This window comes from Methylosinus sp. H3A, assembly GCF_015709455.1.
Taxonomy (GTDB): domain Bacteria; phylum Pseudomonadota; class Alphaproteobacteria; order Rhizobiales; family Beijerinckiaceae; genus Methylosinus.
Genome location: NZ_JADNQW010000002.1, coordinates 103838 through 113919, shown reverse-complemented (window position 1 = coordinate 113919; position 10082 = coordinate 103838). Strand labels below are relative to the sequence as shown.

Below are 10082 nucleotides of genomic sequence, written 5' to 3'. Positions count from 1 at the left end.
GTCGGAGATGAAAGCGGCGCTATTGGCGTAGGCGTCGACGATCGCATGATCGCCTATGGTCGCCAGCGTCGTCTTCTTGATCGAGGTGACGTCGACGGCGCCCGCGCCGCCCCGGAGCCTATGCCGACGCCGACGGCGCCGCCGATCGCATAAGTGGTCGTGTCGTCCTTGGCGGAGACCAGAACATCGCCCGTCGCCGACACGCGCACGCGGCCGGAGATGGAGGCGATCGTCGATGTGTCGATGACGATCACCGCGGCGGAGCCGGCGAGGCCGACTTCTCCCGAAGCGGCAATGCCCGCGGCGATGCTCAGAATATCTGTCACCGCATGCGAGACGACGGCGACGTCGCCCGCGGCGTTGACGATCGTGTCGTAACTATTGCCGCTCGTCGCGCCTGGATGAAGGCTTCCGTCGCGCCTTTCAGCACCGGCGCGGCGAAGGCCGGCGTCACCGAGAAGGTGCCCGAGCCGGCGAGGCCGCCGCCGATCGCGAGACCATTATAGGTGCGACCCGCTGCGACGAGCACATTCTGCCCAGCGCCCGCGCCCGTATCCTCATCCGCATTGATGCGCGCGCCCTGGTCGATATGGGCGAGCGTGTCGATCTGATACACGGTCACCGAGCCCGCGAGCGCGCCCGATCCCTCGCCGGCGATGGCGACGCCGACGCCGGCGCTGGTCAGATCATTGACGCTGACCGCGACGATGATCACGCCCGATTGCGTCGCGACGAGCGGCTTGCGATCGCGATTATTCGCGAGCGTGGGATCGTTGAAATCCTTATTGCTGATCGCCGGGACGCCAGTGCTGTTCAGCGTCTGCGCCACATGGCGGGCGGTCGATGCGACGCCCGTGTCGAGGAGATCGATCTTCTGGCCGTTCAGCGCGGCGCTCTTATCGGCCGCCAGCGCAAAGTGATTGTCGTCGATGCGAATGACAAAATAATGCCCGCCGGTCTGCAGCCCGCCGAGCGCCAGCGACTGACCTGTGTAGATCACTTCCTGGCCGGTGCTGAAGCCATGCCCCGCGACATTCATCGTGTTCGCGGAGTAATCGACGGCTGAGGTGGCGAAATCCTTGGAGACGCCCTGCTGCTGCGCATTGGCCGTCGCGGGCGGCGCGCCGAATTCGCCGGTATTGGCGACAATGCCGCTCTTGCCGGATTTGGCCAGCGCCGTCACCGAGGCGCCCGCGGCGATATAGGCCTCGGTCGTCTTCTTCACATAGCCGACGCCCGCGGCGATGCCGCCGGCGCCCGTCCCTGCGGCGGCGACATTGCCGGAGACTTGATCGAGCGTGGTGTCGTCCTCGGCCGAAACGAGCACATTGCCGTCCGAGCGCACCACGGCGCCGGCGTCTATATGCGCCTTGGCGGTGAGATCGAGCACGGAGACGCCGATGGTCAGGCCGCCCGCTCCCTCGCTGGCGCCCGCGATGGCCGCCGAAACCGAGGTGATCGTCACATCGCCTTGCGCGTCGACGATCACATTGTCGCCGCCCTTGGCGGTTGCGCCGGCGCCGACATAGGCCTCGAGGCGGCGCTTCACATAGCCCGCGTCCGCGCCCGCGCCTATGCCGACCTCGCTGCCGGCGATGGCGCCGGCGACGCCGACCAGCGACAAATGTCCGTGCGAGACGATGTCGACGTCGTGATCCGAATGCAGTCCCGCGCCCGCCGCCGGCGTCACGCTCGGCGCGTCCTCATAGGCGAGCGCGCTCACATCGATATAGGTGAGGGTGAGCGCTCCCGCGCCGGCGCCGTCTCCGGCGAAGGCGCCGCCGACGCCGACGATGACGACGGATTCTCCGGCGGTCGCTTCTATCGAGAGGCCGCGCCGCGACTGACCGAGCGCATCGGTGAAGGCGTTGCCGGCGCCGCCGGCCGACAGCGTCGCTGCGCCGTCGACATAGGCCTTGGTCGTGTCGAGAATGGTGACATTGGTCGCCGCGAGGCCGACGCCCGCGTCGCCGCCGGCGGCGAGTCCGCCGGCGATGGCGACGATATTGGCCGTGTCATCGGCGATCACGCGCAGATTATTGCGCGCTGAAAGATTGGACGCCGCGCCGATCACGGCCGCCGTCACAGTGTCGTCGATGACATTGATCGACAGCGAGCCGGCGAAGGAGACATTGTCGCCGCCGGCGCCGCCGAGGGTGAGCGAATGTATCGCCGCCGTCTCCTCGGCCTCGATGATGGCGTCGCCATTCGAATCGACGGTGGAGCCATCGACCTTCGCCGTCACCTGATTGGCGATGTAATTGGCGCCGATCGCCGCGCCGACGGCGCTTCCCGAGCTGGAAATGGCGATGCCGCCGGTCAGAGCGTTGATCGTCGATTCGTCGCTCGCGCGCAGATTCACTGAGCCGCCGGTGCCCGTCGTCGTGCGCAGCGTCGAGCCGTTGGAGACGATCGCCTCGATCGTATTATAGACGCCATTGACCGAGAGGCTCGCGCCGACCGTCGCGCCATTGCCTTTGGAGCCGCCCACGGCGGCGGCCGCGATCTTGCCGGCGACGGAGATCGGGCCGTCCTGAGTCGAATGCGCGGTAATGCTGACGCCGCCCGCTCCCGCGGTGATGGAGGAACCATCGACAGTAGCGCGCACTTGCAACGCAATCTGATTCCAGCCGAGGCCGACGCCATAGGCCTGGCCCTGCGATCCCACGCCGAGCGCGCCGGCGACCGCATAAATGACCGAATTGTCCTTGGCTTCGAGCGAAACGCCCGAGGCGATCACATCGGCGTTCTGGATCGTCGCGAGAATCTGCGAGGAGTTGTCGCGGGTGAAAATCTTCTGATCGGTCGAGATGACATTTATACCGAGCGTGAAAGCCACGGCCTTGCTGTCGACGCCGCCGCCGGTCGCAATGCCGAGCGACGCGGCGAAAGCCCATAATTTCTGATCGTCGACAGCGAGAATCGAAAGATCGTCGCCGAGCGTCAGCGCGCTGCGACGCTTTTCGCCGAGCACGCCGGCGACCGTGCTGGCGCTGAGCTGATTGAAGCCGAGAGAAGCGCCGACGCCCTTGGCGCCCGCCGTGTAGCTGGCGCCGCCGCCGATGGCGATGAGCTGCGCCTCGTCACGCGCGGTGAGCGCCGCATCGCCATTGGCGCTGACTTTGGCGCCATTGATCGTCGCCTTTGTGGTGTCGACATTCGATTGACCGAAACCGAGCCGGCGAAGGCGTTGCCCTGCTCATTGGTGTTGGCGGAGACGGCGGCCGAGAAGCTCGCCAGCGTGCCGCCGCGCGTCGCCCTCAGCGAGATTTCATCGCGCGTCGAGAGCGCCGCCGCATGGCTCGCGATGACGAGCCCATTGGCGTCCGGCGAGCCGGAGACGGCGAGCCGATCGGCGATGAAGGCTTCCGTATCCGCCGTGAGCTGATTGAGCGCGAAGGCGCCGCCGATCGTCGTTCCGCCGCCGAGCCCCGTGCCGGCATTGACGGAAACCGCGACGCCGCCGACGATGGCGACGATCGTCTGGGTATTATCGGCGGTGAGCGACAGCGTCCCGACCGACAGCGCGCCGCGCGCATTGATGTAGGCCAGATCGGTGTCGCGAATGAAATTGATTCCGGCGCTGCCGGCGACGCCATAGCCGCTCTTGGGCTTGGGCGCTTCCTCGAACAGCGCGGGAAGCGAAATGCCGTCGAGCGGATCATTCGCCGAGGCGCCGAGGTTTTGCGGCGCGCCCTGCGGGCCAGTCAGCACCGTCGCCGTGCCCACGACGCCGACGACGACGCCTGTCGTCGTGGCCGACAGAGACGTGTCGCCGACATTCATCGACACGGCGCCGGCCGGCGTCGCATTCGGATCGCCGCCATTGCTCGGATCGGCGCCGATGAAACTATAGACTTTGCGCTCGACATCATTGACGAGCGCCGACATGCCGAGCCCGTTCGAGCCCTTGCCGGCGACGATGATCGTGCCGGCGATCTCCACCTCGGTTCCGCCCGTCGTCGCTTCTATGTCCACGGCGCCACCGCCGGTGACCGTCGGCCCGAAGCTCGCCGTCGCGACGAGCCCCGCCTCGACGTCGCTGCGCTGGCGCAAAGCGAGCCCGCTGCCGGCGAAAGCGAATTGGCCGCCGTCATCCGTCTTGCCGCCCGATTGCGCTATGGCGAGGCGGAAAATGTCCTCGGTCGCATGAATGGTCAGCGCGCCGCTCGCGCCAATGCCGACCTTGGCGTCGCCTTCGATGCGCGCATAGACGGTGTTCTCTATGTCGTCGACGAGGATAGAGCCGCCGATCGCCTTGGAGCCGGAGCGGCCGAAGACATCGACCACATCGCCGCCGCGCAGCAGCTCGCCGGCTTTCTTTTTCTCATATTTCGCCTTGCCGAACGGACTCTCGCTCAGCGACCATTTGCCGATGCCCGCCATTTCGGCGAATTGCATCATCACATCGGCCGTGACAGTGACCGATTGCGTCGCGGAGGGATTGAAGCTCGCGGAAGGCGGCGCCTGATTGATGCGGGCGCCCGACTGAATGACCGCCGTGCTGTGATCGATATAGGCGTTGACGGCGATGGAGCCGGAGACGGAGGTCGCCTGCGTGTCCTGCGCCTTGGCGCGCGCCATCACCCAAGTGTTCATGAATTTCGAGCTGACGCCGAACGTGCCGTCCAGAAGATCGGTCAAGCCGCTGACGCCGCGCGTGACGATGTCCTGCGGAATGCCGAGAACGAGATCGAGCGGATTGATCAGGAAGGGATAGGAGAGCGAGGATGCGACCTTCACCGTCTCGCCGGCGTCGACGATGGTGTTTCCGCCGATCGTCGCATTGGCGTCATTGAGATAGACGCCGACCGCGAAGGAGAGATCGACCGCCTTGGCGGTCGTCGATTTCGTTTTCGACTTGGAGACGTCGGACTGCGAGATGAGCTGCGTGCGCTGCGTGCTCGTCGCCAGCACATCGACATTATGACCCGATTGCAGCGTCGTCGGCTTGGCGGCGGTCGCATTCTTGCCGATCGTCGCCTCGACATCATTGATCACCACATTGACGGCAATGGCGCCGCCGGCGCTCAGCCCGTCATTGGTGACGTCCTTTCCGGTGGAGGGATCGGTGACCGTCTGCTTGCCGCTCGTCGCCGACGCCTGGCCGAAGATGGTCGCGAGCGCAATGTCGGGCTTGGTAAAAATGTCCTTGTATTTCGTCGGATTGAACTTGCTGCCGACTTCCGGCTTGGCCTTGCCGCGCGTTTGCGAGTCGAGAATCGCCTGAACGCCTATGCCGACCGTATTGGCGCTCGCCGCCAGAGCGTGATCGCGCCCTTGCCGTCGCTGGTGAGATTGATCGCCTTGACCGCGGAGACCTCGCTCGCGTCTTCGACGAGACGGATGTGATTGTCGTCGACCTTGACGACATAATATTGCTCGCCCGCGGTAAGACCGCGGATTTCGCGGTCGCCGGCGGTGAGATCATGGATATTGCCGCGCGAGGCCTGATAGACGCGGTCCTCGGCGATGACATGCACCGAGGGCGCGCCCGGATCGGTCAGCGTGACGAGCGCGCCGGTCGTCGCGTCGCGCAGCTCGAAGGAATTGGCGTCGACGGCGACGAGCTTATACTGGTGATCGCTCTGCAATCCGCCGACGGCATGCGCGCCGAGCGCCTCGAGCGAGGCGTAATCGACGAGCAGCGGAGCGGCCGCCGTCGCGGTGAATCCATGGTTCTGGAGGTAGATGCGATTGGTCGCAGTGTCGATGCGCGCCAGCGTCACGCTGGCCGTCGTCTGCGTCGCGGCGTTGGAGAAGCTGTGCGTCCCGAGCGTGGCTCCTTGCGCCACGGAGACGACCACGCCGTTCGAGTCTTTGAGCTGGAACAGATCGTCGCTGATCTTCTGCACCGTATAGACGGCGCCGCTCGTGAGATTCGCGATCGGCGTGTTTCCGCCGGCGTCATAAGTGACCTGATCGCCGGTCGAGAAGCCGTGTCCCGCAATATGAATCGTCTTCGCCGCAGCGTCGATCGCATCGAGCTCGAAGGCGCGTGACAGCGTCGTCGACTTGGTCGGGTCGACGCCATAGATGACGGCGTCGCCGCTCTTGAAGCCGTGATTGGCGATGGTGATCGTGTCGAGCGCGCCGTCGACCGCCGTGGCGGGATCGAAGCTCTTGACGGCGCCGATATAGGCGAGCGCATGAGTGGCCGCCGAGCCGGGATCGGTCAGCGTGATGCGTGCATTGGTTTTCGCGTCGCGCAATTCGAATGTGTCGGCGTCGGTGGCGACCAATTTATACGGATGCGCGGCCTGCACGCCGCCGAGCGTCACATCGTCCTCGGAAAGCGAATCATAGGTCACATCGATCGGCGTCCCGATCGCGAAGCCGTGATTTTTGACGTGAATGCGGCCGTTCGCGTCCACGCTGGCGAGATCGAGCTCGGCCTTTTTATTGTCCGAGGCGCGCGTGAAGCTCTGCGCGCCGAGCGCCGAGCCCTGCGCGATCTGAATGACATTGCCGGAGCCGTCCTTCAGTCGGAAAGTCGCGTCATCGACCCGGTCGACGGTATAGACAGCTTTATCCGTGAGATTGGTGATCGCCGTATTGCCGCCGGCGTCATAAGTGACCTGGTCGCCGGTCTCGAATCCATGCGCGGCGATATGGATCGTATCCGCGCTCGCGTCGACCGCGTCTATGTCGAACAGCTTGGCTTTGACTGCGTTCAGCGTCTGCGTCGCGGTCGGATCGACACCCGACGGATCGAGATCGATCGAGGGCTCCTTGGAGAGCTGGATATGGTCCTGATCGACGACGATGACGTAATAGGTCTTGCCCTTGTCGAGCCCGCCGACCGAATCGCTCTGCTGCCCCTGCACCGCGAGCACGGTGGAGCCAGCGACGGATGTGTTGACGAGATAGGGCGTGTAGACGACGGCCTGCCCATTGGCGAAGCCGTGATTGGGCAGGGTGATGATGTCGGTGGCGGGATCGACGCCGCCGACCGGATCGAAGGTCTTCGTCTCCTCGCTTTCGCTCGCAGCCGTGCCCTCGGCCTTGATCGTCCCGTCGAGCTGAGCTTTCACTGTCGCGAATTCGAACGCCAGCGCCACGCCGACGCCGGCGCGGCCGTCGATCGGGCTGATCGTGCTGGCGTCCGGCGTCGTCTTGGTCGCGCCATTGGCGATGACATTGACATTGCCTGCGCGCGACGTGATCGAAGCGTCGAGGCCGACTGTCGCCAGAGCGGTGAGATCCGTATGCGCTATCGCAATGGCGATGGACGAAGCGTTGGGATTGACCGTGCTGTCGAGATTGGACGAGGCGCGCGACACCGTCTTCGTCGAGGTCGAGCCCTTGGCCGAGATGGTGACGCTGCCGCTGGCGTCGATGACCGTGGAGCCGCCGACATTCGCCTCGACGTCGCTCTGCGCGAGGCCGTATCCGCCGGCGAATTCGAGCCCCGTATATTTGGCGAGCCCGCCGCCGCCGAGCGCCGCAGCGATGGCGAACACCTGTGTGTCGACCTTGGTTTCCGCCTTTATGTCGACGGTTCCTTCGGCCTCGATCGTCGCGTCGACGACATTGATCTTGGCGTCCGCGCCGCGCAGGATCACCGAGAGATCGACGCCCGTCGCGGCGCTGAGCAGAACGCCCGGAATCTGCCCCAGCAGATTCGTCAGCGTCCCGGTGAAGCCCGCGGCGGAGGCCGGCGCGTCGCTGTTGAGATTGACGTCCTTGGCGGTGGCGTTCACCTTGATCGCGCCGCCGCGCAGGACCGCGCCCTGAATATCGATGGCGGCGTCCTTGGCCGTGAAGTCGCCCGGCCAGCTCACGAGGCGCGTGGCGACATCGGAGGTCGCGAGCGAAATCTTGCCGGCCTTGTGGCCATTCGCCGTATCCGCCGCCGCGAGCAATCGCGCATTGGCGCCGAGCGCGATGCGCGCGCCGCCGGCGAGGCTCGTCGTGCCATCCGCATTGGTCTTCTGCTTGCCGAACAGAATTTCGCCGGCGTTGCCGCCGGCGAGCTCCGTCGAGACGATCGCGGAATTGGCGACATTGCGCAGCGTCATCGTCACCGAGCCGCCACCGCTCGGCGCGAAGGTGAGCGCGTCGCCGACGGCGTATCCCGTTCCGGCGGCGCTGAGCCGCGCCGTCGCGACGCCATCCGCATCGACGAGGATGGTCGCTTCCGCGCCCGTTCCGGCGCCTCCGGTCGCGGCCACATGCGTGTAGGTCTGACCGGCGGCCCAGGAGCCGCTAGCGCCGGTTTGGTCGGCGACCGTGCCGACATAGATGGTGTCGGCCTCGAGAGTGAGCGCGCCGCCATGAAGCGAAATATCGCCAGAGACGCTCACGACGCTCTTATGCGTCAGATGATTGTCTCCCGGCAGCAGCCCGCCATCGTCGAACGGATCATAGCCCGAGAGCAGCGTGTTCACCGTCAGCGCCGCATGGAAGGTGCTGTCGAGCGAAGCGATGTCGACGCTGTCCGTTCCCGAGCCGCCGCGCACGGTGAGCGAATGCGTCGGCGCGCTGAAGGTCTGGCTCTCGAATTTGCCGTTGAGGCTTTGGAGCGTCATGACGCCGTCGGTCGCGGTTCCAGCATCCGTCAGCCGCGCCTGCACGCCGCTCGAATTGCCCGAGAGCGTTCCGAGATCGAAGGAGAGATCGGCCACAACGCCGTTGATCGTGACCGGCTCGAGGCCGCGATAGGTGACGAGTCCGCCGTCATAGGCGATCGTTCCGCTGTCCGGGCCGGTCGCCGTCGACACGAGGCTCTGCGCGACGCCGACGTCGAGGACCAGAGTGTCGAAGCCGCCGGCTCCGCCGTCCACCACCCCGGCGAGACTGCCGCTCGTCGAGAAGGAGAAAGTGTCGTTATTATTTGCGGCGCCGGTGAGCTTGGCGAAGCCGCCGAAAACGAAAGCGCCGACGGAGCCTGCGCCCGCGCCCTCGACCCGCCAGTCGGTGTCCGTCACGGCGCCGATCAGCGTGTCCGCGCCGCCGCCGACGAGATTTTGGACGTCCGAGAAGCTCACATTGGCGGGGCCGCTGATCGCGCCCGAGCCATCGTCGTGCAGCGTCCAGGTCGCTGCGTCGCTGGAGCCCCAGATCAGCGTATCGGCGCCATCGCCGCCGGCGAAGGCGAAATTCGGCAATTGGCGGCCGGCGAAAGAAGCAGCATCGATGGTGAGCGTGTCCGCGCCGGCGCCGCCGACGATGGAAACCCGTTCGAGGCCTGCGAGATCGGCGCTCGCGAGAATTGTCGAATTGCTGCGGTCGACGACTTCGATCCGAGGACCAGCTGCGGACCCGGCCGCCGACGCGGATTGCGGGGACGAGGCGGGATCGACGAGTTGCACGACGACGTCATGGGCCTGCTGCTGCGGGGCGGCGGCCGCCAGACTCACGGCGAGCACATCCGCATTCAGCAGAATGCGTTGCTCGAGCGTGTCGAAGACGATCTTCGCTCGCCGGCTCGGCGTCGGGGGACGAGAGCGGTCGAGTTCTTGAGCTGCGACCGTCCGTCTGCGATCCCCTGCGGCCTGAAAAGCCGAAGGAAAGACATCCGCCGCCCGCGATTTTGAAATGACTCCGCCATAGACATCAGCCGACCCCGCAAAAATATCGGGTACAGCTTAGCTTTGCTTTACGTCATTCATGTTGCAGCTGTTTGACGGCCGGCGAGCGGTCGCTCGGCGCGAACGGACGCCGCGCGCCTGCGCCTTTTTCACCGGGGCGGCGTCATCACTGCGCACAGATCGTTCAGAACGTCATATCCGACAATTCGCGGGTCGCTCCTCGTCCGCCCCATCGTCGAGATCGGCGCCGTCGTCTTCCGCTTCGGGGTCGCCGTCGCCGGCCAGTCCCAAAGTTCGGCGAGATCCGCGTCGAAAGACACATCGGGTCCGGCCTTCCGGGATCGGCTCATTGGCAGTCCTCTACAGGCCGTAGAGGCGAAAAGTCGGGCGGCCCGACAATTCGCGCACGGGCCGAGTTCGACGATCCGGTGCGGCGGCTGGGCCTCGTCGTCCCGGATGCGCTCGATGCTCGAGGACTTTACTTTCCGCCTGTCCAAAAGCCTGTAAGCGAGCGGCGCGCTCGTCGAGCGGAAGGCAGTGTAAGCTCTC

4 protein-coding genes are annotated in these 10082 nt (G+C 65.7%); 1 reads left to right on the top strand and 3 read right to left on the bottom strand.

The window, feature by feature from the left end; genetic code table 11:
- Nucleotides 1–53: 53 nt before the first annotated feature.
- Nucleotides 54–326, bottom strand: coding sequence for a hypothetical protein (locus tag IY145_RS00760; protein WP_196406494.1), 273 nt, complete (start codon nt 324–326; stop codon nt 54–56).
- Nucleotides 323–2974 (bottom strand): hypothetical protein, encoded by a 2652-nt coding sequence (locus IY145_RS00755; RefSeq protein WP_196406493.1) that lies wholly within the window; start codon nt 2972–2974, stop codon nt 323–325. Before IY145_RS00755 ends, IY145_RS00760 begins: the two co-directional genes overlap by 4 nt.
- A 1995-nt stretch (nt 2975–4969) precedes the next feature.
- Here IY145_RS00755 and IY145_RS00745 point away from each other — a divergent pair.
- A complete protein-coding gene (locus tag IY145_RS00745; protein WP_196406492.1) occupies nt 4970–5230 on the top strand; it encodes a hypothetical protein in 261 nt (86 codons plus the stop codon).
- Nucleotides 5231–5234: 4 nt separating this feature from the next.
- Here the strand turns inward: IY145_RS00745 and IY145_RS00740 are convergent, their stop codons facing one another.
- Nucleotides 5235–9416: an LEPR-XLL domain-containing protein gene (locus IY145_RS00740; RefSeq protein ID WP_312030526.1), complete on the bottom strand. Its 4182-nt coding sequence runs from the start codon at nt 9414–9416 to the stop codon at nt 5235–5237.
- Between the last annotated feature and the right edge of the window lie 666 nt (nt 9417–10082).